Below are 26539 nucleotides of genomic sequence, written 5' to 3'. Positions count from 1 at the left end.
TCAATAAAGAGTTGTATTTTCAATATGATAAAGCGGGCAATGGATTTGTTTCAAATGAAAAACTTAGTATTGAGACAGATTATGGCAAACAAATTGGAACAGGTCAGCTGATCCATTCACCGTATAATGAAGGGGCTGGAGCGTTAGTAGTCACAGGAGCAACATCGGAAGCTGTTTATCTTGCTTCAAAGGAAATGGCAAGTCAAGCGAGTTTAAGTAGACATGCGGGCGATGGGTTTGTGATTGATAAGGATAAAAATAGCTACAACTATCGCTTTAAAAAATCGGAAGATGTTGGTAAGAAGAAAACTTTTGTTGAAAAAATTCAGAAAAATTCAACGCTTACCATTTATTTGCTAACGGTTGCCTTAGTAGGCATTTCAGTAATTGTGGGATTATTCTTAGCATTCCGTAAAAATCGCAAAATGAAGGGGGATCATGATGAAAAATAACCAATTATTATCAGATTTATCTTTATTAGGATTTCTGTTATTGAATTTTATCGTTGCTATTTTTGTCGGAATGAATCCTGAACGTTTTGCGCAAAATATCATTTTTATGAACATCGCGATGATTTTAGCGATTGTCACGTATTTCACCACCATTACCATGGGACTTGTCCTAAATTTATTGTTTATTTTTGGTCAAGGGAGTTATGCGTTATTTTTAGCAACTACCAACAGTCAATCGGTTAGCTTGAATTTGTATTTTTGGTTAGTGATGACACCCTTATTTTCAGTGATGATCTATCTGTTTAGTTACCATACTAAAGAACTGCAAGCTGAGAATCATCAATTAGAACGTAAAACTAGACAGTTAGGAACGCTTGACGCAGAAACAAGACTGCGTACGATGACCGCCTATAAAGAAGATGCGTTGGTATTTATGTCGACATCTAGACGTTTTAATTTACCGGTTTCAATGGTTGTGATTCAAGTGAAGTATTGGAATGAACTGCAACGAATGTTAGATGATGAACAAATTTCAGAAGTGATTAAACGCGTGACGAGATCGACTAAAGAAGCGATAAGAGACAACGATGTTCTTTATGTATTGGATCGGGAACATTTAACTTGGGGTTTATTATTGTTTACAGATCAAGACGGCAGCAAAATTGTAACCGATCGAATTAAAGAATTCTTTGAAAAGTCAGCAAGAGAATTTTCAGATCTCCACACCGTTGATCTTGTGATTCAAGCAGGGGCAGCACAATTTGATAAAGAAACGATTCATACACCCTATGACTTTGTTGAAGCGGCAATTAAAGAATTGGAGTACGATGTTTAAAACACAATCTAAAAGAGGGCAACTATAAGTATGAGAATACGAAGTTGTCTTCTTTTTTGTAAATTAGGGCTAAATTTGGATAAATAACATAATTTAAGTCTATTTTAATGTATCAAAAATAAAATTGAGCTATGATAGTGTTGTGAGTATTTCAATCAATTTTTTGATGTGAAATAACAAATCTGAAAAGGTGGAGTGATTCGTGAAATTTAATTATTTAACTCCGTTGTTAATGGCAATTTCATTTATGATTGCCATCTTTACTTCTTATAATGCTGTTAGTATGGATTATTTTTTAAGTAGAAAAAAGAAACTCAATTGGCATGTGTGGTTACTATTAAAATCATTAGGTGTTAGTTTTGGTATCTGGGGAATGCATTTTATCAGTATGATTTCGTTTCAGCATGCGGTGTTTGATTCTTACAATACTCAATTAGTTGTTTTATCAGGAGTAGTTGTTTTTATTGGAACATATGGAGCGTTCTTTAAAATTTGCTCACCAAAATTCAAATCTCAAGATGTAACAAAAGGAACGGTGCTGTTTGGTACTGGACTTGTTTTGATGCATTATATCGGAATGGCTGCAATGATGCCTTTAGAGCTAGAAAAACATCCGATTGTTTTGTTGGTTTCACTGGTCATCGGTTACGTCTCAGCGTATTTAACCATGAAAGCGATTCGAATAGAACATCACTCTTTTAAAATAATCAAAGATTTGAAACAAGTATTGATTTTGGCAGTAGGTATTTTTTCATTTCACTATTTAGGAATGTTTGGAATGATGACGCCTCATAGTGTTGGTGAAAATCATGCGAATTTAGCATTTTTGTCTGTCAGTTTAAGTTCAATGGTTGTTTTAGTAGAGGTGTTATTGATTTTTAGTAGCTTAATCAGTTACATTTTTGATACAAACAGACTAGAAATCAGTAAATTAAAAGATACCAGTTTAGCACTATTAAAAAGCAATCCCGATCCTGTTTTTCTATTAAATACAAATGGAGAATTGGTGACCGCAAATGAAGTGGCTATTGATTCATTCCAGATAAGTTTAGAAAAAGATAGGGAACATCCCGTTCGTCAATTTATGCGAGATGAAGATTATGTCAATGCAGTTCAATGTTTTCAAGAAGTAATCGAAACGGGAACAAGCATGCATTTAGAAGAACAAATAAAACTAAAAACCAATGAATATCGTGAATTTAAAATTAAAATGATTCCAGTAGTTCCTAACAATCGAATAGTAACAGAAGTCTTTATTATTGCTATTGACGTAACAGAAGAAAATGAGATGAAGCGTCAAATTCGTCAAATCGCTTATCATGACAGCTTAACCAATCTTCCCAATCGTTATTATATGAATGAATTTGTTCATCAAGAACTTGAGCTTTTTGAAAAAAATTATGATTGTACTAAAAAGAATTCTTTCGTTATTTTCTATATTGATTTGAACGAATTAAAGAAAGTCAATGATACACTTGGTCACCATATTGGGGACGCATATTTAGAAAATATTGCAAAACGGATGCGCGACTATATCGGTCACCACTACTTTCTTGCGCGCACTGGTGGCGACGAATTTGCATTAATTTACATTGAAAAAACTGAAGCAGAAACAAGAGAAGTAACTGAAAATCTTTTAAGAGCCTTTGATGAACCTCTTATTGTTGAAAAAATGGTGTTGAATCCAACCGCAAGCATTGGTGTTGTAAAAGCCTTTGAAGATGGGTCTGAATTAGAAGAGTTGCTAAAAAAAGCAGATATTGCGATGTTTTCAGCTAAGCAAGAAGTGAAAAATTCAGGGAAAACGATGATTGTTTCGTATTCTGACTATCAAGTGCAGTTGAAAAATGATTATCAAAAAGAATTAGAATTGATTCAAGGTATTGAAAATCAGGAATTTATTTTACACTACCAACCTAAAGTATATGCAGATAGCGGTCGTTTTTATGGGGTAGAAGGCTTGATTCGCTGGCAAGTCACTGGTGAGGATCGGTTGCGTTACCCAGATGAATTTATCCCATTAAGTGAAAAGACCGGACATATTTTAGAGTTAACCAAGCAATTAGTGGAAATGAGTGTGAAACAAATAAAATGTTGGCTTACAAAAGGCTATGAAGTTCCCATTTCTGTCAATGTTTCCGCTGAACATTTTCAAGAAGATGAGTTGGTTGCATTAATTGAAGAATTGCTAAAAAAATATCAAATTCCACCCTATTTACTCGAGTTAGAAATTACGGAAACGGTCTTAATGGAAGACGTAACAGAATCAAAAAATATTCTATGGCGGTTGCATCGACTAGGCGTCCATTTAAGTGTGGATGACTTTGGAACAGGCTACAGTTCATTACGCTATTTAATGGAATTTCCTATTCAAAGCTTGAAGATTGATCGAAGCTTTACCGAAGCGATGAACATTGATAAAAAAGTATTTATCGTGACAGAAACAATTATTCAACTAGCCCAAAAACTTGATTTGCAAATTATAGTTGAAGGCGTTGAAACCAAAGAACAGCTAGCAACGTTAAATCATATGGGGAATTTTTTAATTCAAGGTTATTACTTTAGTAAGCCGATTCCTTATGATGAAATTGAAGAAACGTGGTTGAAAAAATAAAGAATAAGAAATCCCATGAAATAACCGCTATGTAGGGGTTATTTCATGGGATTTTTTCTATTTTTTCTTTTTAAAATTTAACAAGCAAACAGGCAACCACATGATTAAAAAGTAAATGATAGAGATGAGTAATCCAATTTTTAAATCGAAAGGTAATAGCAGTAAAAGAATGAAGCCTATAATTCTGAAAAGTAGTTGTTTAATAAGCTTTGGTTCTAACAAATCATCACCTCACGAACAACTGGTTTGAAACAAGCTATATTGAGGTGACGATGTGGGCTAAATGGTTGGATTTTTTTATTTGTTAAGCTGTTTTGTAGCACACTAACCGCTTCCTTTTTAATTAAATATGTATCGTGATTTTATTTTAACATATATTTATGGTTTTGTAGAAAAAATGCAATAATTTTCTTAAGTGAATAGGTAGATCAAGTACGGGTGATAAGAATGGGGAGGAAATTAAAAAATATAACGAACTAATTAAGGGACTGTTTAACAGTATCTTAACTTGTTAGTGATATAGTTGCTGACATTCAACCTTTTTATTTTGCTATTAAATAGAGTACAATAAACTTAAATCAAATCAGTTTTAAAAAGGAGCTAGTTATGTATAAAATCATCTTTTTTGATATTGATGGCACTCTTTTAAATGGGAAGAAGCGCATTCCAGAATCAGCCAGAAAAGCAATTGCAGAATTAAAAGAAGCCGGAATTATTCCTGCAATCGCAACAGGTAGACCGCCTTTTAGGATTCACGAAATCTTAGCAGAACTAGAGATTGAAACCTATGTGAGCTTGAACGGTCAATACGTTGTCCATCAAAATGAAGTTATTTATCAGAATCCCATGAAAAAAGGAGCTGTTAAGCGAATTGCAAAAGCAGCTGAATTAAACAATCAAACGGTTGCCTTTTGTGGTTCAGACAAAATTTTAGGCAATTCATTAGTAAGTGCCAGCAGTAAAGGCTGGAAGAAAAAAATTAGCAACCATCTCCCCTTTACACCGCCTCACTTTATCGTGAACTTAATTTTTAAATATGGCGATAAAAGCAAAAAACCCATTTTAAAAGAATATTATGAAAATCGTGTTATTTACCAGTGTATGTTACATGCAACTGAAAAATACGATGCCTACTACGCAAAAGAATTTCCAGACTGTAATTTTATGCGATGGAATCCTTATTCAGTGGACGTCTGTCCAGAAGGCGGTTCAAAGGCGGTCGGAATCATTAAACTACTAGAACACTTACACATTCCCATTGAAGCAACTGCAGCTTTTGGTGATGGATTAAATGATATAGAAATGTTGAAATTGGTTGGAACAGGTATTGCAATGGGAAATGGACGAGAAGAATTAAAACAAGTAGCAGATAAGATTACAGAAAGCCCAGAAAAAAATGGCATTCAAATCGGGTTGCAAGAAATTGGAGCAATAAAAAATAAATAAGATTTTTAGTTGTTATAAAGTAAAAAATTAAGTGCGTGTTTAAAAAGTAGAAATTCTGCGAATTTGAAAATAACTCTATCAATTTTCAATCAGATAACTTAATGCTTTTTTCCATCACACCATCCACTGTATTTGGATAGGAATAATCACAAAAACCTTCAAGATTAACGGTATTGCTCCCTTTATCAAACTCATTGAATTTTGTGTTTTCTACAGATATAGTGAGTTCTTTTTTTGAATTTTTTATTTTTATTTTTCTAGTATAGTTATTAACTTTAAAGTATCCCTTTATTTTTTCTTTTCGACCATCGCTGCATTTTATAGAAAAAGATGCAGTATCTTTGTTGAATAGAACAGTTCCTACTTCTCCTTCAGCGGTATGTATAGTCCAAGTTGTATGAATAAGCTTTTTTTTCAAGTCTCCTGTGTTAGTAGTAATTATAAAAAATCCAATAATAGCAAGAAGCGCTATAACGCAGAATAGTAGAGCTAGCTTTTTTGGGTGATGCATCGTTTTTGTCCTCCTAATCGGTCTTCAATGATTAATAAAATAGTTTAATGCATAATCACTACATTGTAAATAGTAACAATCAAAAGAATTAAATAGAATTCCATAAAAAACTCGAAACATAATTTTATGATTTTCATTCAAATCGTCAATTAGATAAGAGCAGATAGATTGACCGGCAGTTTTTTTAACGTTATCCTTATTATAATCGTTCTATTTTTAGAATGATAATAAATAAAGATGGATAGGGGAAAAAGAATGACTAAAAATTTAGATCCAACAAAATCAAACTTAACAACCGATCAGGGAGCTCCAGTTGGCGACAATCAAAATTCAATGACAGCTGGCGTACGAGGACCTGTTTTAATACAAGACGTCGCCTTATTAGAAAAATTAGCACACTTTAACCGTGAACGAATTCCTGAGCGTGTGGTACATGCAAAAGGAGCAGGAGCTCATGGTTATTTTGAAGTAACCAATGATTTAAGCCATTATACGAAAGCTGATTTATTTTCAAAAGTAGGCAAAAAAACGCCGATGTTTGCTCGTTTTTCAACGGTAGCTGGCGAAAGTGGTTCAGCAGATACACTTCGTGACCCGCGTGGGTTTGCATTGAAGTTTTACACAGAAGAAGGCAATTACGATATTGTAGGGAACAATACACCCATATTTTTCATTCGAGATGCAATCAAATTCCCAGATTTTATTCATACTCAAAAACGTGATCCACAGACTCATTTAAAAAATCCAAATGCTGTTTGGGATTTTTGGTCATTATCACCAGAAGCACTTCATCAAGTAACGATTTTAATGTCTGACCGAGGCATTCCAGCTACTTTCCGTCATATGCATGGTTTTGGTAGTCATACCTTTAAGTGGACGAATGCGGAAGGAGAAAGCGTTTGGGTGAAATACCACTTTAAAACAGAACAAGGAATCAAAAATTTAACGGCTGATGTGGCGGAGCAAATTGCCGGTGAAAATCCAGATCATCATACCGAAGATCTATTCAATGCCATTGAAAATGGAGACTTCCCAGCGTGGAAAGTATGTGTCCAATTAATGCCATTAGCAGACGCTGACCACTACCGATTCAATCCATTTGACGTAACTAAAGTATGGTCACAAAAAGATTATCCATTAATTGAACTAGGTCGTATGGTTTTAAATGAAAACCCGGCAAATTATTTTGCTGAAGTAGAACAAGTGACTTTTTCACCTGGAAATATTGTACCAGGAATTGATTTTTCACCAGATAAATTACTTCAAGGTCGTTTATTTGCATATGGTGATGCTCACCGTCATCGTGTGGGAGCAAACAGTCATTTATTGCCAATCAACCGTTCGAAAACTGACGTAAACAACTATCATCGAGATGGTGCCATGCGAAGTGATGCCAATGGAGGTGGTTCCGCATATTACGAGCCTAATAGCTTAGGTGGACCAACAGAAACACCAGAAAATAAACAAGCAAGCTTTGAAATTCATGGCGTAGCAGATGCAGTTCCTTATGACGACGACGATCATTACACGCAAGCGGGTGATCTTTACCGTCTGTTACCTGCAGATGAGAAGACTCGTTTGATAGAAAATATTGTGGCAGCGATGAGCCCAGTGAAGGACGAGCAAATCAAGATTCGCCAAATTGGGCATTTCTTAAAAGCAGATCCTGAATATGGCGCACGTGTTGCGGAAGGTTTAGGAATCAAGATTTAACATTAAAAAAGTTGTCTAGGTATCTCTCTTTTGAGAGGTATTTAGGCAACTTTTTTTGTTAGTGAGAGGCAAGATTTTTATTTGCTAGGTTAAAAAATAGTTAGTAGCGATTCAGCAAGGAAGTGTTTATATAGTTAAAAATTGCGACTAAATGCAATAAGATAGGAAAGAAAGAAAAAAATGATGGGAGTTAAATGTAAAGTAGTTGACCTAGAGTAGACTCCATAGTTTATACTCAATGTATAAAAAAACTAGGGGTAGTTAATTATGAAAAAAGTAACGTTAGCAAACGGTGTTCAGGTACCAATCATAGGATTTGGGGTATATCAAATTCCGAAAGAAAAGACAGCACAAGCAGTCGAAGATGCAATTAAAGCAGGTTACCGTCATATTGATACCGCACAAAGTTATCTAAACGAGAGTGAAGTTGGTCAGGGAATTACAGCCTCTGGCATTGCGCGGGAAGAGCTATTTGTGACCACTAAAATTTGGGTACACAATGTCAGTTATGACGGCGTCATGAAATCTTTCGACGAATCCCTTAAACGCCTCAATCTTGAATATGTCGATCTATTACTGATACATCAGCCGTACAATGACGTTTATGGTGCGTGGCGTGCCATGGAAGAATTGCAAAAATCAGGCAAGGTACGAGCAATTGGTATTTCAAATTTTGCCGTCGATCGTGCAATTGATTTAGCCGCATTTAATGAAATTAAACCACAAATCAATCCATTCCAACAGCAAACCAATACTATCAAAGCATTACGTGAAGATGGGATTGCTGTTGAAGCATGGGCGCCTTTTGCTGAAGGAAAAAGGGATATTTTTAAAAATCCTATTCTAACGAAAATTGGTCAAACCTATCACAAAAGTGTCGCTCAAATTATCCTGCGTTGGTTAATTCAACAAGACATTATCGTACTAGCAAAATCAGTTAATCCAGATCGAATGAAAGAGAATATCGATGTATTTGATTTTGAATTAACAGCAGAAGATATCAATCAGATAGCCACATTAAATGATGGCGAAAGTCAATTCTTCTCACATGCAGATCCTGCTATGATTAAATGGATGGTAACTCGTGAAATAGAAGGCATCTAAAAAGGGTGATAAAAAAACATTTTTCCAAATGTACAATCAATTAAATCCTATGAAAAGAGGTAAATAAATGACAACACTCTATTTAGTGAGACATGGACAAACTCTATTCAACGCTCAACACAAAATACAAGGATTTTGTGACTCTCCTTTAACTGAACTAGGAATCAAACAAGCTAAGATGGCACGAGCGCATTTGGAAAAGGAAGGCATTCAGTTTGATGAGGCGTATACTTCCACCTCTGAAAGAGCCATTGATACGCTTGAACTGCTGACGGATCTTCCCTATGAACGTATCAAAGATCTACGAGAATGGAATTTTGGTTCCTATGAAGGAGAAGGGGAACATTTAAATCCCCCACTTCCATACAAGGATTACTTTGTGCAATTTGGTGGCGAATCCCAAGAGGAAGTAGAAGCAAGAATCAGTTCAGCGATAAAAAAAATTATTGAAAAAAGTCATGCAAAAAATAGTTTGATTGTTTCTCATGGTGCTGCAATTGCGAACTTTTATCGTCACTGGGAACACACAAGTCCAGTTAAAAAAAATGTCAAAATTCAAAACTGTTCGTTGTTTAAATACACGTATAGTGACAACCAATTTAGTTTAGAAGACATTATTGAGCATGATTTTAGTTCTATTTTATAAACAGTAAGTCGTCATTTGAATGATAAAAAATAACAAAAAAAGACCCTTTTAACTGAGCAAATTATGCTAGCTAAAAAGGGTCTTTTGCTGTCATTAAGTTGATTCTCCCTGAATTAATTTTACAGGAAGAGTGTAAAGCGGTTCTAAGGCGACGTCTTTATCTGTGATTCGTTGGACAAGCAAATCAATTAAGAGAGTAGCACAATCCTCAATAGGTTGTACAATGGTAGTCAATTGTGAAAAATACTGCTGCATGAAAGTAGTTCCGTCATAACCAATAATTTTCAATTCTTCAGGAACGTTTAATCCTAACTTCACCGCTTCGTTCATCACTAAGATGGCCGTTAGATCATCCGTACAAAAGACGCTATCAAGCGCTTCTTCCTTTAAAATCTTTTTAATTTCAAGCGATTTTAAAGCAGGAGAGTAATGAGAATCAAATTCAAAAACATAAGGCTCTAATTGATTTTTTTTAATCGTTGCTAAATATCCTTCTAGCCGACTATTTGTGGGAGAGTTAGAACGATTGGTTCCTGTAAAAATAGCAATCTTCTCTCCTCCAGATTGAATCAATGCCTGAGTAGCGATTTGCCCACCATGAAAATTGTCACTACTAACAATAGGAATATTATCGGCTAAAAAACGGTCAAATGAAACGATAGGCAAACCAACTTTTTCGTATTCTTTAATACCTAAATTATGGGCGCCAGCAATAATGCCATCTACCTTATTGGCAGCGAGCATTCTTAAATAATCACGTTCCTTTTCTTTATTGTCCGCACTATTACATAAGATCGTCTTGTAGCCTTTTTCAAATAATTTATTTTCTAATTTTTCAACTAATTCGCCAAAAAAAGGATTGCCTACAGATGAGAAAATCAAGCCAATTAATTGTGTGTTTTTACCTTGCAAGGAGCGTGCAAGTGAATTAGGTTGATAATTCAATTCTTCCATCGCTAAATGAACTTTATCAATGGTTTTTTGACTTAAATAGCCATAATGATTAATGACTCTTGAAACGGTGGTTGGCGAAACGCCTGCTTTTTTTGCAACGTCGGTTAATTTGATTGTCATTGATTTCCATCCTTTTATTGACTAAGTAATTCCCAGAACTTTCCTTGATAAGAACCCTTGCCAGAACCAGATAACCATAAATGAGTTTGGTTGTCTGCAGGGAAAAGTCTTAGTGTGATTACTTTAAGTCCATTATTGATAAAAATTTCGCAGACTGAATGGTCAACAAAGATAGAAAGCTTAAGAGCTTCGTGTCTTGGAATAGTTATAGAGCGAGTATTGCCGAATTCTTCTGCGAATGGGACACCAGCTAGCGTTCTATCTACTGTTAGTTTACCAGATATTGTATCAAAAGATAGGCTTAAATAGCGTGTAGCGTCCTCATCTGCAAAGAGTTTCAACTCACCACGTTCGTCTTTTGGCAATGCTAGCTCTAGTTCATAGGAAAAAGACGTATTTTCAAGTAATTGTTGCCCTGAGGAAAGAAGCTGACCTTTAAAAGAAAGCTCATTTTGGCGTAGTGTTTGAGTTTCAGCAACAGGAAACTGATAAAGGTGCCCGTCTTTAATGGATAGCTCCTTAACCAAGCTTAGACAATGTGCCCAGCCATCAGAAAAAGTAGGGTACTCAATTTCTGGAAGGCCAATCCAGCTAATACTTAACGCTCGACCATCTGGTGCGTTAAAAGCTTGCGTTGCGTAAACGTCGAATCCTTCATCTAAGTTTTGAAGAGTTGTCGGATTTTCAATAGTTAACGTTTCTTTATTGAAGCGGCTTCCCAAAACGTAGGCATTTGGATAAATTGTTTGATAATCCAGTAAGGAATGATCGATACCTTGTGGACAAAAAAGTAAAACCGGTTGCTCGTCGATAAATACTAAATTGGGACATTCTACCATATAACCCATCGGTAAATCGGTGTACGCTAAATTTCCAAGATAGTGCCAATCGTGACTATTTTCAGACTGATAGACGGCGACTTTTCCTTGTTTGTTCGTATCTTGTGCACCGATTATTGCTAAATAAGTATCTCCGTAGTTAAAAATTTGCGGATCACGAAAATCATGTGTGTACTGAGTAGTATCTGTTTCAATTAAAGGGTGTGTCAATTTTGTGAGTTGTCCCTCTTGGTCGAGCCATGCTCCCAATTGGAAAGCAGAACGATTCCAATCAGCATCGCGCACATTTCCTGTATACATTAAAAAAAGCTTGTCCTCAATTGGAAGAGCGGAGCCAGAATAAACCCCGTGGCTGTCATATTCGTTGCTTGGTACAAGTGGGATGCCTTCATATTCCCAGTGGACTAAATCGGTGGAAGTCATATGAGCCCAAGATTTCAATCCATGCACGGGGCCAAATGGATAGGCCTGGTAAAATAAGTGCCACTTGCCATTAAAGTAAGAAAAACCATTTGGATCATTTAATAAACCTGATGTTGGCTGGATATGATACTGCAAACGCCAAGGTGCAGCGTTCACTTTTTCTGTTAATGCAGATAAATAGGTGGAATCCCAAGCATTGTATTTTTTGTAACGTAAATCGGTCGTCCAATTTTCAATTAACTTTGACATAAAAAAACCTCCAGTAGAAAGCGTTATCTATTTTTAGAATACGGTAGTTTCTGAAATATGTCAATCGTTTGTCATTTTTAAAAAGCTTTATATAGATGAAATGTGTCGTTTTAGTATTTATTAACAATAAATATGATATACGTTTGACATAAAAATAAAATCGTGTATGATAGAACTATAAAAGCGATTTCATAGGAGGAGATAAGATGAATCACAAACAAGTTGCCAAGGATATTTTAACGGCATTAGGAGAAGATAATATTCAAGCTGCGGCCCACTGTGCGACAAGATTGCGTCTTGTTCTAAAAGACGATAGTAAAATCAATCAGCAATTATTAGATAATCAAGCAGATATCAAAGGAACGTTTAAAACGAATGGCCAATTTCAAATTATAGTTGGACCAGGGGATGTGGATGTCGTCTATGACGAACTTGTAAAGTTGACCGGTGTTCGTGAAACGTCAACAGAGGATTTAAAAGCTGTTGCAAGCGAAGGAAATAAGCCGAATCCTTTAATGGCATTTATTAAAATTTTATCTGATATTTTTGTACCAATTGTTCCAGCCTTAGTTGCTGGTGGTTTGTTAATGGCATTGAATAATTTATTGACAGCACAACATCTATTTGGACCTCAATCGGTTGTTGAAAATTTTCCAGCGATTAAAGATTTAGCAGATATTATTAATTTAATGGCCTCAGCACCCTTTGCCTTTTTACCAATCTTAGTTGGTTTTTCAGCAACCAAACGTTTTGGAGGAAATCCCTATTTAGGAGCAGCCATGGGAATGGTGATGGTGATGCCAAGTTTAGTAAATGGATACGGCGTGGCCAATGCTATTACAGATGGAAGTATGCCTTACTGGAACATCTTTAGTTTGAATGTAGCTCAAGCAGGGTATCAAGGTTCTGTTTTACCTGTTCTGGCTGTTTCTTGGATCTTAGCAACATTAGAGAAGTTTTTCCACAAACGAATTTCAAAGGCTTTTGATTTTACCTTTACACCGATGTTGGCCATTATTATTACGGGATTTTTAACCTTTATCCTAGTCGGACCTTTGATGCGTATTGTGAGTGACGGTTTGACAGATGGCCTTGTTTGGTTGTATGAAACAACAGGCTTTCTTGGTATGGGAATTTTTGGTTTGTTTTATTCACCGATTGTTATTACGGGACTACACCAAAGTTTTCCAGCAATTGAAACGACTCTTTTGGCAGAAGTTGCTAAAACAGGAGGTTCCTTTATTTTCCCAGTAGCGTCAATGGCAAATATTGCGCAGGGGGCGGCTTGTTTGGCTGTTTTCTTTATTACAAAAAATGATAAACAAAAAAGTTTAGCTTCTTCAGCTAGTATTTCAGCACTTTTAGGTATTACGGAGCCAGCTATTTTTGGGATCAATTTAAAATTAAAATTCCCGTTTGTCTGCGGGATGATTGCTTCTGGAATCGCCTCTGCTTTTATCGGATTATTTCATGTTTTAGCAGTAGCAATGGGACCAGCCAGTGTGATAGGATTTATTTCCATTTCACCAAAATCAATTCCAGTCTTTATGATTTGCAGTGTCATTAGTTTTGTTTTAGCCTTTGTGTTTACTTTTATGTATGGAAAAAAAGTATTGAATGTGGAAACAGGTACATCAACAGCCCAAACAATTAATGAAGACCCATCAGAAGTGGCGCAAGGTGTGCAGGATGAAGTAATTTACGCACCTGTTTCCGGTCAAGTCGAAAGCTTACGTCAAGTAAAAGATCAAGTTTTTTCAGCAGAACTTATGGGAAAAGGTGCAGCCATTATTCCTTTAGACGGGACGATTTACGCGCCTTGTGATGGCGTGATTGAAGTGGCTTATGAAACCAAGCATGCTTATGGGATTAAATCAGCATTAGGAAGTGAACTGTTGATTCATGTGGGAATCGATACGGTAGAATTAAAAGGGACTGGCTTTACCCAACAAGTAACCCAAGGTCAAGTAGTTAAACGAGGGGACGTATTAGGTACCTTTGATAAAGAACACATTCAAGCGGCTGGTTATGACGCTACAGTAATGGTTATTGTGACCAACACTTTGGCTTATGGAAATGTTGAAGAGATCACCAAGGAGGAAGTTGGAGCAGGTGAAGCACTGATTGCCTTAACCCAACCAGTTAAAAAAAATGACTAAAAAATGGTGGCAAGATGCAGTTATTTATCAAGTTTATCCAAGGAGTTTTCAAGATAGCAATGAGGATGGAATCGGAGACCTTAAAGGAATCATCCAACGTTTAGATTATCTAGAAAAACTAGGGATTACAGGCTTGTGGATTAGTCCAGTCTATGCATCTCCAAATGATGACAATGGCTATGATATTAGCGATTATCAAGAAATCCAACCGGAATATGGCACAATGGAAGACATGGATGAATTGTTGGACGAGGCGAAAAAAAGAAACATCAAAGTGATAATGGATTTAGTTGTCAACCACACTTCAGACGAACATCGCTGGTTTATTGAAGCTAAAAAAAGTAAAGAAAATCGATACCGAGATTATTATATTTGGCGAGATAAGCCAAATGAATTAACTTCAGATTTTGGTGGCTCTGCTTGGGAATATGACGAAGTTACCCAACAATATTATCTACACATCCACTCTAAAAAACAGCCAGATTTAAATTGGGAAAATCCAAAATTGCGACAGGAAATATGGAAAATGATGACCTTCTGGCTGGACAAAGGAGTAGGCGGATTTCGGATGGACGTAATTGATTTGATTGGCAAGGAACCTGAAAACTTAATCACCAAAAATGGACCGATGTTGCATCCATATCTTAGAGAAATGAATGAACAGTCTTTTGGTCAGTATGACGTTGTAACAGTGGGTGAAACATGGGGTGCGACTCCAGAAATTGCGAAAGATTATTCCCATCCAGCACGTCAGGAATTATCAATGGTTTTCCAATTTGAGCATATTAATTTAGATAAAATTCAAGGACAGCGAAAATGGGATTTAAAAACCTTGAATCCAGCAGAGTTGCATCAAGTATTTTCTAAGTGGCAAGTTGAACTAGGAAATGAAGGCTGGAATAGTTTGTTTTGGAACAACCATGATTTGCCTAGAATCGTTTCAAGATGGGGAGATGACGGCGAGTATCGTGTAGAAAGTGCTAAAATGTTGGCTATTTATCTCCATGGAATGAAGGGAACGCCCTATATCTATCAAGGCGAAGAAATTGGGATGACAAACTATCCAATTACAGAAATTAGTGAAGTGGATGATATTGAAAGCAGACGAATGTATGAGGAGCGATTGCGCCAAGGATACGCGAAAGAATCATTAATAAAGTCGATTAATGCCAAAGGTAGAGATAACGCAAGGCATCCGATGCAGTGGGGGAATGAATTGCATGGTGGTTTTACAAAAGGAACACCGTGGTTACCTGTTCACAAGAATTCTCATACAATTAATGTAGAAAATGCCTTGGCAGATTCAAATTCAATTTTTTATACGTATCAAAAATTAATTGCGTTGCGGAAAGAAAACTCAATTTTAGTTGAGGGGGATTATCAACAGATAGAAACAGGGAATCCTGTTGTATTAGCCTATCTACGAACGGAGCAATCAACCAAATGGCTGACGATCGTCAATTTTTCAAAAGAAAGCCAGTATTTTCAACTCAACCAAAAGTATGCAGTTCAAGAAATTGTGATTTCAAATTATGAACCTGAGAGAACGCATTTATTCAGTGGGAAATTAGAACCCTTTGAAGCGGTGACTGTAGTCGTTTAAACTGCTCTTTTAAGAGCAGTTTTTTTACCCTTCATTTAGCAAATTGAGATCCATTGATGATATAATGGAATTTACTAAAGGGTGGAGGGTTTATGGAATATGAAGATAAAAAAGTTTTTGAAAATAGTTGGTGGAATGTTAGGGATTATCTTAGTAGCCGTTTTGATTTATGTCGGCTATGTTTATGTGAGCTATGCTAGACTGGATGATCAGCTCCCTGCTGAAATCAAACAAAAAGCAACAGCTACAAAAATAGTTCAAAAGAAAGAATATAACGTTACGACCTTTAACATCGGTTACGGTTCCTACAGTCCCGAATACACCTTTTTTATGGATGGCGGAAAAGAATCAAAAGCGTATAGCAAAGAAAGTGTATTAACCAATGTAAATGGTGCGGCAAAAACCATTCAAAATGCTAATCCGGATTTTGCACTGTTTCAAGAAGTAGATGTAAACGCAACACGTAGTCGAGGAATCAATGAAATCAAACAACTAAGTCAACGTTTCCCAACCTATTCAAGAAGCTATGCGACCAATTACGATTCAGCGTACTTGATGTATCCTATTTTTGATCCGATTGGAAAATCAAAATCTGGAATTGTCACAATGAGTGATGTTCAAATAACCGAAAGCACGCGCTACAGTTTGCCGATTGAAACAAATTTCAATAAGTTTTTTGATTTAGACAGAGCCTTTACGGTCTCGAAGATACCCGTAGAAAATGGAAAGAATTTAATGCTTTATAATGTTCATTTATCTGCCTATATGAAGGATAAAAAAGTACAAAAAGAACAGATTGCCAAATTATTTAATCATATGGAGGCCGAATATAAAAAAGGGAACTATGTTATTTGCGGTGGGGACTTCAATCATGATTTACTAGAAACATCCTCAGAGGTATTTGATAATAATCAAGAGGAAGAGTACACGTGGCTACAAGCATTCCCTAAAAAAGACTTGCCAAAAAATTTATCACTAGCAGAACTTAGTGACGTGAAAACGCCAGTTCCAAGTGTCCGCAATTTGGATAAACCCTATGAAAAAGATAAATCTTTTGTTGCGGTGATTGATGGCTTTATTATTTCGGATAATGTAACGAATCGTCGTACCAATGTGATTGATGCGGGATTTGAACATTCAGATCACAATCCAGTTGAGATGACATTTGAATTGAATTAAACAAAAAGATCCGCAACCCAGTTTAATTGGGCTGTGGATCTTTTTAGTTAGTCTCCTTTAATCACTGTTTCTTTTCCATCATTTAGAACAAGAGCGGTTTGAGCAGCAACCTTCACACCATTAGCCTCATAATCAGTATCAGAAAAATTAGCGATGACAGACAGTTTATCTCCAAATTGTGTTTTTTGGACTAAACGATCCGCTGTTAACATACTGAAATCAGTCATTTCATGTTGTAAAGTTGCTTTTTGGAACGGCGCCCAAGTTTTAGCATTTTGGCTTAAATCAGCTTTATGTTCTTCCCAGCTCGCTTTATCTAAATGGGCCATCGGTGGCGTGTTATATAAATATTCTGTCATACGACGCTCGCTAACTTGATCCTTGATTTTGTAGCTATCCCATTCCCAATGATGAGATGTAATAACAGAGCGATTGTAGACAAGTTTATACAGTGGTAGCGAATAAACTGGATCTGTGTAAATAGCTTTATATTCTTCTTTGATAGGGACTACTTTATTGTATTTGCTAGGGATGCCGCCATCAAGAGCAGCGTAACTTCCAACATAATAGGGGCTGTCTTTATTTTCACGCATATCAGGATCTGACCACATAATGACGGGTGTTTCTAATCCATGAGCAAAAACCATTTCTTTTGAGGCAAAATCATTTCCCCCCTCAGAGCCAACGACCATTCCTTGTTGATCGAAATAATCCATTCGTTGTAAACGTCCAGCGACATCTTCGCTTTTAGTTGTTAAGTGATCTTTACTGTAATCATTATAAATTTCACCTGCAGCATCGGTATCTAAAAACCAAGAATTAAAGGGAATTTTATTTTTAACGATGCCAGTAAAGCGCTCTTTGACATCTGGGAAAATAAGCGTTGGATTTAGCTTACGTCCTTTACCTAAGAAACCAGCCACTTTGTCCCCATTTTTTTTGGAAACCGTTGCTTGCTCGTAAAGGTCTTTATTAGGGAAAGAAGCTGTGTTCCAGTCAATACTTGCATTTTCTTGAATCGATTGATAAGAATCATAGGGGCCAACTAAGTAGCCTTGGTCATTTGCTGTTTTAACCATCGTTGGATTCATCAAGCCATTCGCCCAATTTGGCAAACCAATCCAAGCATTTTCAATGCCACTGGCTTTCATATCTTTTAAAACATCCGTAGAAGAAGCTTGTCCCCATGAATTAAGTTCTGGTGTCAAATCCGAAAGAACCCCAGCTAATAAATGTTTATTTAGCGTGTAGCGTTCTTGTTCACTCAGGGAATCAATTCCTTTATCCAGTAACTGTTGAGCTATCTTATCAGGATTTTTAAAAATAGCGTCGTTGTAAAATTGAGGATAAAGCAAAGTATAATTAATCGCTGTTAAAATAGTATTTTTTTCAAATGTATACCCTTCATGATTTTTAAAGGCAGCTAACGCATTTAAATATTCTTCGGAACCATCTTCGCCGTATTGATCCAATAGTTCGCCAATCCATTTAAAAATAGGTTCGTCGACTTTATCGGGAAGCTTGTTCCATTTGATATCTTCGGTATTTAAAATACGATTGTTCCAATAATAAACTTGAATCGCACCTGCCATTTTTTTGATTTCCGGATTTTTTTCAGCTTTTTCATCAAGGGTTTTAAATTCCCCACGCTCCATCCGGTCCATTTGATAGGTTTTGGCAATTGCAACAGGATCATTATCGGTTACATATAAACGATAATTCAAGGTTTTATTTGGATTAAACCCAATAAAATGATGCGCATTTTCAAGTGTTAAATGAGGCTCTGTTTGAGCAATCAAGTCACTATCAAAAGTATTGTCCATCACAAAAGTAGTAGCGAATTTTTGTTGATTGGTTGTGAAAAAGTTCATTGAAAAAGACTCACTCATAGCTAATTCGTCGTTTTGTTTAAAATAGGCCAGCCAATCTTTTTGGTCATTGGGAATGGTCTTTCCTTCAGCGATAGGCAACGTATAGTTTGTTGCGTCTAGCTTTGGCCAATTAAAGGTGCGGTCTTCTTTATCTGAACTTGTGATGGAAATAGCCAGATGATTCGCTTTTTTCTGAATGTCAACGTGGATTTGTTCGGTTGGATAAGTCCAACTAATCTGTTTTTTCTCTTTTTTTAAATCGGTAACTTTCTTAGCTTCCAAAGGTTGTGCAACAATTTCCTTCGTTCCATTTTCTGTGATGGCTACTTGAAAGGTTTCAGGAACAACGTCAAAATCAAAATCCTTTTTCGCGTAGGATTTATTTTTTTCGACCTCTTTGTTTACGACAGCAGCGTCAACCGTTCCAGCTTCTTTTGAATTTGCCAAACTACAAGCGGGTAATGACAGTGAAATCATTGCTAAACTTAAATACACTCCAAATTTTTTCATAATTGTCCTCCTTTAAGATGGACTTAGTGTAGCAAGGGAATGTTACAGAAAAATGGCGAAAGTAGAGTAAGAACGATAAAGGAGGATTGAATGGATTGGGTATTTTAAATAAAAAAATTCCCCATCTCTCTATTTAAAATAAAGAGATGGAGAAAGAGTAAACTGGTTTAGATAAAAATTATTTGTATTTTACGGCTGTTCCATATGCTGCAACGGACTGCATATCTGTTCCAATCGAACCGGAATCAAAGCGCATCATCACAACGGCGTCTGCTCCCATGTCCTTAGCATTTTGTTTCAAGCGTTCAATCGCTTTTTCACGAGATTCTTCCAACATTTCCGTGTAGGCTTTTATTTCACCACCCACAATGTTTTTCAAATTAGCACCAATATTTTTGAAGACATTTTTGGATTGTGTGGTTAGTCCAAAAACTTCTCCAATCACTTCATATTCTTTTCCTGGTATCGCTTCAGTAGTTGTTATTAGCATGTAAATCCTTCCTCTCTTGTCGTTGTTTTTAGAAATGATAGAACAGAATTATATCATACCTACCATTATAGATTGTGCCACAAATAATGCAATGATATCTACTAGCATATGGGCTACCCAAGAGCCCCATATACTATTTCCTGTTTTCAAATAAATGAAATTAAAAATAATTCTAGCAACACCTTGCAAAAGTAAAACATGCAATAAGGTTGAAAATAGACTGCCATCCCAATATGGAATCACATGCAGTAAACCAAAAATTACAGCACTTATTAGTGTACTGGTAGTTAAGGACAGTCCTTTTTTTCGTGCCACTTCTAAAATACCTATGCCCAACAACTCTTCTCCCATTAACATAATAGGAAGCATGAGGATAAGTTCGTTAAGATGACCAACTGCGGGACTACTTGCCCAATGTAGTCCAAGTGCTTTTGCAAGTGTGCCGAAGACGATTCCAACCACAAAATAAAGCAGAACACCTAATGGAATAACCCACAATTTTTTTGGAAAATGAAACGATTCACGTCCAGTAGCACCAAAAACAATTATCCAAGCGATCGCTCCTCCAACAAATAGTCCCCACCAAGCCCAACTGTAAACCATAAGGAAGATAAAGCCTATCAATAATAGCAGAGAACCAATAATCATTCTTCTTCCAGATAACTTATTTTCTTTTAATTCATACATAATGCTGATCCTCCTTGTACGTAATACTTACACGACTTATTATAAATAAAAAAAGCAATAAATGCTTAAAAGTACCTTATTTAACACTTTTATTTTATAATAGTTAGTAAAAAAGAGAAAAGAGTGATCGTTTGACATACGGTGAGTTAATTCGAGAAATTAGAATTAAAAAAAATATAACGCAAAAATACTTATATCAATCGATTATGTCAAAATCATATGCGATTCGATTTGAACAAGGAAAACATGACATTTCGTTTTTTTTATTCAATCAAATTTTAGAAAAAATCCCAATGGAAGTAGATGAATTTCTATATATTTACAATCATTACCATGAGTCTCAATCAGAAGCTTTTTATAATGAATACGGACATTACGGAAATATAAATGATATTACGGGTCTAGTGAACTTGAAAAATAAAATCAGCAACGCAGTTGATAACAATCAGGTTAACTTAAAAATAGCTGAACTGACTGCTCGAATCGATCAACTAAATGATTATAATGAGACTGGGATATATAGAAAAGAAAAGATAGATGAACAAGCCTTAAATCTAATTATGACTCATTTAGAGACTATACAAGATTGGACAATCGACGAACTGCGCTTTTTAGCCAACACGATTGACTATATTGATTATAAAGAGAGACTCGATTATTTTAAGTTGCTGCTTCCAAAAATGAGGAAATATAAAGATTTTGGAAGAGGAAAAAAAGTTATCTGTACATTACTAGTCAATTCTACTCGTGAAGCCATGATGTTGCTTGATATTGAAACGGCTAAAATCCTTTTGAAAGAGTTAGATTATTTTTCTAACGGAATTGAAGAACTGTTTTTTAGAATTAGTTATTTTTATTACATGGGCTTAATGTTAATTTATGAAGATAAGTTGCTTGATGGTGAAAAAAAAGTAAACAACGCCATCGATACTTTAGAAAATTTGGAATTCCATTATCAAGCCAATTTGTTTAAAGAAACCTATACTCAATTTAAAAAAATAGTTGCTATGCAGGAACACTAAAATAATGTGAACCCTCTTTTTATTAAAAATGAGGGTTCACATTATTTTTTAGTTATAAAATTAACGGTTTTTTGTTTCATTTTTATGAAAAGTCAACGTAAAGACTAACAAATGATGAACTAATTTTGCCTCAATGCTGAAGCCGTGTTCCTCCATAATTGATTTCACAATTGGCAACCCTAATCCCGTTCCTGATAAATCTTTGTTTCGAGACTTTTCATAAACGTAAAAAGCTTCCCAAAGTTTATCTACATCGAATCCAGTCGGTAAGTTTGTTTGATTGCTAATAGAAAATTCAATCAATGTAGCGGTTTCTCGCCAAGTTACTTGGATTTCCTTATCGGTTGTGTATTTAATACTATTGGTTAGAAGATTATCAAAAACACGTTTAATAAGTGCTGGATCAGCTTCAATAGCGGGTAAGGGGTGATCTGTTTTGGCTTCTAATAATAAGAGCTGCTCTTTTTTCATCATCGGTGTTAACGCCATCACGCTTTGATTCCAACATTCACTTAGCTGAAGAGACGTTTTTTGAAGAGGCTGAGATTCAAGCTTGGCATAGGTTAACATTTGGTCTACGATTTCATTTAGACGTTGGGTTTGTTGCAAGATAACGCTGAGATAGGTCCCATCATCTAAACCGTCTTCAATTCCTGAACCATAGGCTTTAATCACTGCAATCGGCGTTTTTAATTCATGGGTTAAATCCGCTGTAAATTGCTTTAATTGTTTATTAGTAGCTAATAAATTTTGTTGGTAACGAGCAAGTGCGTGACTCATTTTATTGATGCTGATGGCTAATTCACCAATTTCATTGCTAGGAATATCAGTCGTTGTAACAAAAGTTAACGTTGAAATTTCTTCAGCAATGGTTTTTAATTTAACTAAAGGATCGGTTATTTTTTTTGCAGAAAAATAAATTAAGACAATAATGATGAGCAAGGTCACGCTTAAAGAGATTAAATTAAAAGTATTAATAATTTCAACGGTTTCTGTAAAGTCGACAGTTGAAACGCCAACGAGATAAAAAGTGTCCTTTATCATTGCCATCTCTACTAAGAAGCTTGATTTTTGTTTTCCTTGATCGAAATTTCTTTGGATGGAAGAGGGACTTTTTTGTAACTGATTCAATGTGTCTTCAGTAATCCAAAACCGATTTAAGGCAACTCTTTTGCGATTAAGTTGTGTATTTAAAGCTTCATTAAACTCATCAATGTGGGCAGGGTCGTTTTTTAACTTTAAAATCGTTACTTGTTGAGTATTTTCTAGCTGATTTAATGCATCTGTTGTTCTTTTTGTATCAGGCAAGGCTTTAATAGATGTCATCACCTGACTTACTTTATCTTCCATTTTTGAAAAATAGTAGTGAGGCAAAATCAAGGTGTTGAGGAGAAACATTAAAATAAAACTAGCAATTAAAATCGACGATAGGGTCACGGTTAACGTAGTGCTTATTTTTTTAAAGTTCATTTTCAATGGTATATCCCACTCCTCGTTTTGTATGGACGATAGAGGTTCCGACTTTTTCCCGGAGTCGTCTGATGTGAGTATCGACTGTTCGTTCAACGCCATCATATTCCATTCCCCACACGCCAATTAACAATTGTTCTCTAGTTAAAATAGTGCCACGATTTTTAAAAAGCATCATTAATAATTCAAATTCTTTTTTCGTTAAATCGATGGAGTCATCCTTTTTCCAAACTTTCATATTGGTAGGGTCAATCATCAAATCTTGAATGAAAATGGTTTGAGCCAAACCTAATAACTTTTTGATGCGCAACATTAAGACTTGCGGATGGAAAGGCTTCGTGATGTAGTCATCGGCGCCGTTTGTTAATGAAAGAAACTCGTCAGCCCCGGTATTTTTTGCAGTCAACATCAGCACCTTCACGGGACTTTCTGCTTTGATTGTTTTAGTAACCTCAATCCCGTCGAGTTTAGGCATCATCCAATCAACAATAGCTAAATCAATTTTTTCTTGATAAAAAATATCTAGGGCTTCTTCCCCGTTGGATGCTGTAAATACAGTAAATCCGTCTTTTTTTAAATAAGCACGAACAATATGGACAATTTCTAGACTATCGTCGGCAATTAAAATATTCATTGAGTAACTTCCTTTCAAAAAAAGATAGAACCCAGTTGCTGGATTCTATTCTTTCCTTAATTATACTGGCTTTCCTTAGTACTTGTAAACTGATACTCTTTTTTATCACGTTGATCAGCATCATCTAATTTTAAAGAAACTCTCAAACGATGGCTGATAAAATCAAGACTGTCTGGAAATAATTCCACCATACTTGCCTCATCAATTGTAACATCTCCCCAGTCAAAGACATAAGAAGTAAATGTATAAGGTTTTCCCAAAGCGGTTTTTCCTAAATCAAGAATGTCATTAAATGTTAAATCAGTTTTCATATTTTTACCAATGACGGCTAAAACACTTGAATATTGCTTGATTGAACCAGTGTCCATAGCTTTCTTTGCAATCGCTTCAAGAACAAGTTGCTGGCGTTCGCCACGCTTGACGTCATTATCAATATGTCTAGTTCTTGCCAGTGCTAATGCCTCTTCACCAGTCAAATGTTGCTTTCCTTTTTTTAAGTGAATTTCACCATTTCCAAGAGTATTGGTATCCGTGAAAGTAACGGGAACATCAACCTCAATACCGCCCAATTGATCAACGATTTCAAGAAATGAATTAAAATTGAAGGTAGCATAATAATCAACGGGAGCATTTAACAGCTTCTCCACTGTTGGAACCGTGATTTCCTCTTGTCCATAAGCGTAGGCAGCGTTGATTCTTGTTTGATAAGTAGTTTGCTTTGTTTTTATTGTTGTATAGGTATCACGAGGAATACTGACCATATCAACCGTATGATTTTTAGGATTTATAGTCAAATAAATTAGAGCGTCTGTCCGAGCACTGCCTAAATTACGTTCACTCGTATCATCAATTCCCATCAGTAAAACAGAGAATGGATCTTTCTTTGAAAGCGATTTTTTAATTCCGTCATCTCTTTTTAAGGGCTGAAAAGAACCATCAATAACCTGTTTTGTTTCAGTTAATAATGTAGCGCCATAAACCGCAAAACTCGTTAGCCCAATTGCTAAAAGGATAATACCGCCTAGTAAAAAGTGACGACGTCTTTTTTGGATAGTTGTTTGTTTGCTCATGATAAACTCCCTTGTTGATCGTATTTATTTAAATGAAACTGTTCAATCAATTCGATTAATTTTTCTGCGTATTGAGGATCTGTAGCATACCCTCCATTTTGTAAGGCATAAGCAGCTTCTTTATAATCGGTACTAGTTTTGATGGCGTCATACGTTCCACCTTTTAGAAAGTCGATGTGATCAACCATTGATTCTTGGATAGTGTCATATTTTTTAAAGCTAGCCTCAATTGTAATACGTTCTCCATTTTCAAATTCATCCGTTGGCAGGGTACTAGATTGATCGTTGAAACTTCCTTTAATCCCAAAGAGATTATGAGAATCAACTGCCAAATCACTTCGTCCCCAGTCAGATTCTAAAATTGCTTGAGCAATTGTAATACTTGCAAATAAGTTTGTTTGTTGTTGAAGAGCTTGGGCTTCCAAAACTATTTCATCAATGAATTTTTGTTGATAAGCTGTTGAATTGTCAGGCTGTTCTATCGGTAATGTCTTATTTTGCGAAATATTCGTCACTGAAAAGAACCAGAAAGATAAAGCCAGCATAAGAAATAAAATAGGTAAGAATGTTTTTTTCGCAATAGTTAAAGGTGCCATAAATGTTCGTCCTCATTTCTGTTGTAGTTGTTAAAAAGAGTATAGAATGGGAATGTTACAAAAGAATGGCGAAATCAAGAAAAGGATGAATTTTACTATGGAATTCTTTTTAAAATTGGAAAGATTTATGGTAAAGTAAAAAAAAAAGTATAATCTAGTTATTTGAAGAAATAGTGAAAATCGGGAAGGTGACGATAAAACATGAATCAGAAAATCTACGACTACTTAAAAAAACACGATTTAGAATTTATTGATTATTGGGTAAATGAATATTACATTCACTCAAATGAACATACACTAAGAGCTTCTGAGAAGGACTACTTAATTGAATATCGAAAAGAATGTTTGTTTTTATTTCAGGCCAGTTTAGATACGCAGATGAAAAAAACGAATTTATCAGATATCTGTCAAGGAATAGGGGAAGACCGCGCTGCAATGAACACACCCTTTAAGGAAGTTTATTTTAATTTTTTCGAGTATTCAAAAGCGATGCTTGAGTTTTTAATTCAACATAAAAAAGAAGAAAAAATAGCTGTAAGTTATGAAGAATTACTAGAATACATGTTATTAGTACGCAAGCACGAAACAGAAAATTCTTATGCCATCTATTCAGGCTATATGGACTATACATTTAAAGCAGTATTATAGAAGAAATGGCTGAAATGTTATCTCTCCAACTCTGAATGGCTAAATTTACAATCAACAAGCGTTACAGATAGAATTTCAAATAATGATTTTGTTTACTATTTTCTTTTTTAGAAATCTATGGTTTAATAATAATAAAACATCTGTATTTTAAAAATCAAATGCGCTATTATTAAACTAAAGGGGATTTTAAAATGGGAGTAATAAAAAGTGATTTCAATCAAGCTCGTTCTCTAGCTACCGAACTTTTCAACGCTACACAGACGTTCTCTCAACCTAGTTCAATCTCAAAAGCTTCCGCTACAACGGTATTAGGAAACCAAAAATCTGGTCTTACTAGTGATCAAACAAGCTCATTGTTAACGAGCTTTTTAGGTGCCTTACAGCGTGATAGCCAAAATATCCAAAGTATCGCGACGGATTTTGAAGCAACGGATCAAACACTAGCAAAATCCTTATTTAGCATAAACTAATGTTTGGAGGAATAAGGATTGGAACCACAGTCAACGATTGACGAGTTGCAAAAACAATTAAGAAATATCACGGAAGACCGCTATCAAACAGAAACGGATCTCCGTAAGTTAGAACAGAACACAGGGGACGTTCAGAGTATTTTTCAAAGAGTCCAACACCTTTTTAATGAACTGCATGAGACTTGGAGAGAAGGAGAAATGAGCGGTCAAATCGCAAACTTGCA

24 protein-coding genes are annotated in these 26539 nt (G+C 35.6%); 14 read left to right on the top strand and 10 right to left on the bottom strand.

Annotation, left to right across the window (positions count from 1 at the left end; genetic code table 11):
* Positions 1-11: 11 nt before the first annotated feature.
* The 4 genes from CDIMF43_RS13775 to CDIMF43_RS01010 all read left to right on the top strand — a co-directional run bounded on the left by CDIMF43_RS13775 (position 12) and on the right by CDIMF43_RS01010 (position 5347).
* On the top strand, positions 12-452 hold the full coding sequence (locus CDIMF43_RS13775; RefSeq protein WP_233218269.1) for a hypothetical protein: 441 nt from the start codon (positions 12-14) through the stop codon (positions 450-452).
* Positions 442-1287 (top strand): GGDEF domain-containing protein, encoded by an 846-nt coding sequence (locus CDIMF43_RS01020; RefSeq protein WP_074403491.1) that lies wholly within the window; start codon positions 442-444, stop codon positions 1285-1287. Before CDIMF43_RS13775 ends, CDIMF43_RS01020 begins: the two co-directional genes overlap by 11 nt.
* 202 nt (positions 1288-1489) lie before the next feature.
* Positions 1490-3901 carry an EAL domain-containing protein gene (locus CDIMF43_RS01015; protein ID WP_109840947.1) on the top strand — a complete coding sequence of 804 codons (2412 nt, stop codon included), beginning with the start codon at positions 1490-1492 and terminating at the stop codon, positions 3899-3901.
* Positions 3902-4507: 606 nt separating this feature from the next.
* Entirely contained in the window at positions 4508-5347 is an 840-nt protein-coding gene (locus CDIMF43_RS01010) for a Cof-type HAD-IIB family hydrolase (protein WP_109840946.1), read from the top strand.
* Between the two features lie 85 nt (positions 5348-5432).
* On the opposite strand, the gene CDIMF43_RS01005 is transcribed toward CDIMF43_RS01010, so the two are convergent.
* Entirely contained in the window at positions 5433-5858 is a 426-nt protein-coding gene (locus CDIMF43_RS01005; protein WP_074403488.1) for a hypothetical protein, read from the bottom strand.
* A 255-nt stretch (positions 5859-6113) separates the two neighbouring features.
* Between CDIMF43_RS01005 and CDIMF43_RS01000 the strand changes: the two genes are divergently transcribed.
* From CDIMF43_RS01000 to CDIMF43_RS00990, 3 genes are all read left to right on the top strand, one after another.
* Positions 6114-7571 carry a catalase gene (locus CDIMF43_RS01000; RefSeq protein ID WP_109840945.1) on the top strand — a complete coding sequence of 486 codons (1458 nt, stop codon included), beginning with the start codon at positions 6114-6116 and terminating at the stop codon, positions 7569-7571.
* A 267-nt stretch (positions 7572-7838) separates the two neighbouring features.
* Entirely contained in the window at positions 7839-8675 is an 837-nt protein-coding gene (locus CDIMF43_RS00995) for an aldo/keto reductase (protein WP_109840944.1), read from the top strand.
* Positions 8676-8742: 67 nt separating this feature from the next.
* The gene (locus CDIMF43_RS00990; RefSeq protein WP_109840943.1) at positions 8743-9321 is read left to right on the top strand and encodes a histidine phosphatase family protein; all 579 of its coding nucleotides are present in this window, start codon (positions 8743-8745) and stop codon (positions 9319-9321) included.
* A 93-nt stretch (positions 9322-9414) separates the two neighbouring features.
* Here the strand turns inward: CDIMF43_RS00990 and CDIMF43_RS00985 are convergent, their stop codons facing one another.
* Positions 9415-10395, bottom strand: a complete 981-nt coding sequence (locus CDIMF43_RS00985) for a LacI family DNA-binding transcriptional regulator (protein ID WP_074403474.1) — start codon at positions 10393-10395, stop codon at positions 9415-9417.
* Positions 10396-10409: 14 nt separating this feature from the next.
* Positions 10410-11906: a sucrose-6-phosphate hydrolase gene (locus CDIMF43_RS00980; protein WP_193553784.1), complete on the bottom strand. Its 1497-nt coding sequence runs from the start codon at positions 11904-11906 to the stop codon at positions 10410-10412.
* A 206-nt stretch (positions 11907-12112) separates the two neighbouring features.
* Between CDIMF43_RS00980 and CDIMF43_RS00975 the strand changes: the two genes are divergently transcribed.
* From CDIMF43_RS00975 to CDIMF43_RS00965, 3 genes are all read left to right on the top strand, one after another.
* Complete coding sequence (locus tag CDIMF43_RS00975; RefSeq protein WP_109840942.1) at positions 12113-14065, top strand: sucrose-specific PTS transporter subunit IIBC; 1953 nt, start codon at positions 12113-12115, stop codon at positions 14063-14065.
* A complete protein-coding gene (locus tag CDIMF43_RS00970) occupies positions 14058-15668 on the top strand; it encodes a glycoside hydrolase family 13 protein (protein WP_109840941.1) in 1611 nt (536 codons plus the stop codon). Before CDIMF43_RS00975 ends, CDIMF43_RS00970 begins: the two co-directional genes overlap by 8 nt.
* 99 nt (positions 15669-15767) lie before the next feature.
* Positions 15768-16847 (top strand): endonuclease/exonuclease/phosphatase family protein, encoded by a 1080-nt coding sequence (locus CDIMF43_RS00965; RefSeq protein ID WP_109840940.1) that lies wholly within the window; start codon positions 15768-15770, stop codon positions 16845-16847.
* Between the two features lie 47 nt (positions 16848-16894).
* On the opposite strand, the gene CDIMF43_RS00960 is transcribed toward CDIMF43_RS00965, so the two are convergent.
* The 3 genes from CDIMF43_RS00960 to CDIMF43_RS00950 form a co-directional block, all read right to left on the bottom strand.
* Positions 16895-19228, bottom strand: coding sequence for a glycoside hydrolase (locus CDIMF43_RS00960; RefSeq protein WP_109840939.1), 2334 nt, complete (start codon positions 19226-19228; stop codon positions 16895-16897).
* Positions 19229-19406: 178 nt separating this feature from the next.
* Positions 19407-19718, bottom strand: coding sequence for a heavy metal-binding domain-containing protein (locus CDIMF43_RS00955; protein ID WP_074403469.1), 312 nt, complete (start codon positions 19716-19718; stop codon positions 19407-19409).
* 48 nt (positions 19719-19766) lie between these two features.
* Positions 19767-20405: a CPBP family intramembrane glutamic endopeptidase gene (locus CDIMF43_RS00950; RefSeq protein WP_074403468.1), complete on the bottom strand. Its 639-nt coding sequence runs from the start codon at positions 20403-20405 to the stop codon at positions 19767-19769.
* A 131-nt stretch (positions 20406-20536) separates the two neighbouring features.
* Between CDIMF43_RS00950 and CDIMF43_RS00945 the strand changes: the two genes are divergently transcribed.
* Complete coding sequence (locus CDIMF43_RS00945; protein ID WP_109840938.1) at positions 20537-21427, top strand: helix-turn-helix domain-containing protein; 891 nt, start codon at positions 20537-20539, stop codon at positions 21425-21427.
* Positions 21428-21487: 60 nt separating this feature from the next.
* On the opposite strand, the gene CDIMF43_RS00940 is transcribed toward CDIMF43_RS00945, so the two are convergent.
* From CDIMF43_RS00940 to CDIMF43_RS00925, 4 genes are read right to left on the bottom strand one after another with little or no spacing between them, the layout of a single operon-like run.
* Positions 21488-22897, bottom strand: coding sequence for a HAMP domain-containing sensor histidine kinase (locus CDIMF43_RS00940; protein WP_233218334.1), 1410 nt, complete (start codon positions 22895-22897; stop codon positions 21488-21490).
* Positions 22887-23531 (bottom strand): response regulator transcription factor, encoded by a 645-nt coding sequence (locus tag CDIMF43_RS00935; protein WP_109840936.1) that lies wholly within the window; start codon positions 23529-23531, stop codon positions 22887-22889. Before CDIMF43_RS00935 ends, CDIMF43_RS00940 begins: the two co-directional genes overlap by 11 nt.
* 56 nt (positions 23532-23587) lie before the next feature.
* The gene (locus tag CDIMF43_RS00930) at positions 23588-24601 is read right to left on the bottom strand and encodes an LCP family protein (protein ID WP_109840935.1); all 1014 of its coding nucleotides are present in this window, start codon (positions 24599-24601) and stop codon (positions 23588-23590) included.
* Positions 24598-25197, bottom strand: a complete 600-nt coding sequence (locus CDIMF43_RS00925; RefSeq protein ID WP_109840934.1) for a glycoside hydrolase family 73 protein — start codon at positions 25195-25197, stop codon at positions 24598-24600. Before CDIMF43_RS00925 ends, CDIMF43_RS00930 begins: the two co-directional genes overlap by 4 nt.
* Before the next feature lie 201 nt (positions 25198-25398).
* Between CDIMF43_RS00925 and CDIMF43_RS00920 the strand changes: the two genes are divergently transcribed.
* The 3 genes from CDIMF43_RS00920 to CDIMF43_RS00910 form a co-directional block, all read left to right on the top strand.
* On the top strand, positions 25399-25845 hold the full coding sequence (locus CDIMF43_RS00920; RefSeq protein WP_109840933.1) for a histidine kinase N-terminal domain-containing protein: 447 nt from the start codon (positions 25399-25401) through the stop codon (positions 25843-25845).
* A gap of 191 nt (positions 25846-26036) precedes the next feature.
* On the top strand, positions 26037-26315 hold the full coding sequence (locus CDIMF43_RS00915; protein ID WP_109840932.1) for a TIGR04197 family type VII secretion effector: 279 nt from the start codon (positions 26037-26039) through the stop codon (positions 26313-26315).
* Positions 26316-26333: 18 nt separating this feature from the next.
* Positions 26334-26539: DUF3958 family protein (locus tag CDIMF43_RS00910; protein WP_162532890.1), on the top strand; the 206-nt coding region annotated here is incomplete at its 3' end.

The organism is Carnobacterium divergens (assembly GCF_900258435.1).
Lineage (GTDB): Bacteria > Bacillota > Bacilli > Lactobacillales > Carnobacteriaceae > Carnobacterium > Carnobacterium divergens_A.
Note: the sequence above shows the minus strand (reverse complement) of the source record. Positions and strands in the feature narration are given on the sequence as shown.

Excerpts from the sequence above, each read along its gene's own strand:
- CDIMF43_RS00930 (WP_109840935.1), bottom strand. The coding sequence starts at position 24,601 with ATGAGCAAACAAACAACTATCCAAAAAAGACGTCGTCACTTTTTACTA.
- CDIMF43_RS00950 (WP_074403468.1), bottom strand. The coding sequence starts at position 20,405 with ATGTATGAATTAAAAGAAAATAAGTTATCTGGAAGAAGAATGATTATT.
- CDIMF43_RS00995 (WP_109840944.1), top strand. The coding sequence starts at position 7,839 with ATGAAAAAAGTAACGTTAGCAAACGGTGTTCAGGTACCAATCATAGGA.
- CDIMF43_RS00920 (WP_109840933.1), top strand. The coding sequence starts at position 25,399 with ATGAATCAGAAAATCTACGACTACTTAAAAAAACACGATTTAGAATTT.
- CDIMF43_RS00980 (WP_193553784.1), bottom strand. The coding sequence starts at position 11,906 with ATGTCAAAGTTAATTGAAAATTGGACGACCGATTTACGTTACAAAAAA.
- CDIMF43_RS00985 (WP_074403474.1), bottom strand. The coding sequence starts at position 10,395 with ATGACAATCAAATTAACCGACGTTGCAAAAAAAGCAGGCGTTTCGCCA.
- CDIMF43_RS00965 (WP_109840940.1), top strand. The coding sequence starts at position 15,768 with ATGAAGATAAAAAAGTTTTTGAAAATAGTTGGTGGAATGTTAGGGATT.
- CDIMF43_RS00960 (WP_109840939.1), bottom strand. The coding sequence starts at position 19,228 with ATGAAAAAATTTGGAGTGTATTTAAGTTTAGCAATGATTTCACTGTCA.
- CDIMF43_RS00935 (WP_109840936.1), bottom strand. The coding sequence starts at position 23,531 with ATGAATATTTTAATTGCCGACGATAGTCTAGAAATTGTCCATATTGTT.
- CDIMF43_RS01020 (WP_074403491.1), top strand. The coding sequence starts at position 442 with ATGAAAAATAACCAATTATTATCAGATTTATCTTTATTAGGATTTCTG.
- CDIMF43_RS00925 (WP_109840934.1), bottom strand. The coding sequence starts at position 25,197 with ATGGCACCTTTAACTATTGCGAAAAAAACATTCTTACCTATTTTATTT.
- CDIMF43_RS00915 (WP_109840932.1), top strand. The coding sequence starts at position 26,037 with ATGGGAGTAATAAAAAGTGATTTCAATCAAGCTCGTTCTCTAGCTACC.
- CDIMF43_RS00940 (WP_233218334.1), bottom strand. The coding sequence starts at position 22,897 with ATGAACTTTAAAAAAATAAGCACTACGTTAACCGTGACCCTATCGTCG.
- CDIMF43_RS01010 (WP_109840946.1), top strand. The coding sequence starts at position 4,508 with ATGTATAAAATCATCTTTTTTGATATTGATGGCACTCTTTTAAATGGG.
- CDIMF43_RS01005 (WP_074403488.1), bottom strand. The coding sequence starts at position 5,858 with ATGCATCACCCAAAAAAGCTAGCTCTACTATTCTGCGTTATAGCGCTT.
- CDIMF43_RS00955 (WP_074403469.1), bottom strand. The coding sequence starts at position 19,718 with ATGCTAATAACAACTACTGAAGCGATACCAGGAAAAGAATATGAAGTG.
- CDIMF43_RS00990 (WP_109840943.1), top strand. The coding sequence starts at position 8,743 with ATGACAACACTCTATTTAGTGAGACATGGACAAACTCTATTCAACGCT.
- CDIMF43_RS00970 (WP_109840941.1), top strand. The coding sequence starts at position 14,058 with ATGACTAAAAAATGGTGGCAAGATGCAGTTATTTATCAAGTTTATCCA.
- CDIMF43_RS00975 (WP_109840942.1), top strand. The coding sequence starts at position 12,113 with ATGAATCACAAACAAGTTGCCAAGGATATTTTAACGGCATTAGGAGAA.
- CDIMF43_RS01000 (WP_109840945.1), top strand. The coding sequence starts at position 6,114 with ATGACTAAAAATTTAGATCCAACAAAATCAAACTTAACAACCGATCAG.